This window comes from Xenorhabdus santafensis (assembly GCF_033949405.1).
GTDB lineage: Bacteria > Pseudomonadota > Gammaproteobacteria > Enterobacterales > Enterobacteriaceae > Xenorhabdus > Xenorhabdus santafensis.
Window position 1 is genome coordinate 1 of sequence record NZ_VCDN01000330.1, and the last position, 307, is coordinate 307.

At 32.6% G+C, this 307-nt stretch carries 1 protein-coding gene; it reads left to right on the forward strand.

Annotated elements, in window-relative coordinates:
• A partial coding sequence (locus FE392_RS22685; protein ID WP_319931937.1) for a protein rep occupies window positions 1-307 on the forward strand: 307 nt, incomplete at both ends.

Here is a 307-nt window from a genome sequence, read left to right on the forward strand (position 1 = left end):
TGATACATATAATCCTCATTTTCATGTATTACTTTGTGTTGATAAAAATTATTTTAAACGTAAAGAGCTTTATATTAAGCAGGAAGAATGGTTAGAAATGTGGCGAGAAGTAACAGATATGCCAGAGATTACGCAAGTACATATTCAAAAAGTAGAGTTAATACGAGAAGGAAATGCAGTTGCGGAGGTTGCGAAGTATTCAGCAAAAGATTATGAAATGTCAGTGAGTCAAGATGTGTTTGACGTGTTTTATTTAGCTTTAAAAGGTCGACAATTAATTGTGTACGGTGGATTATTAGAAGATTGT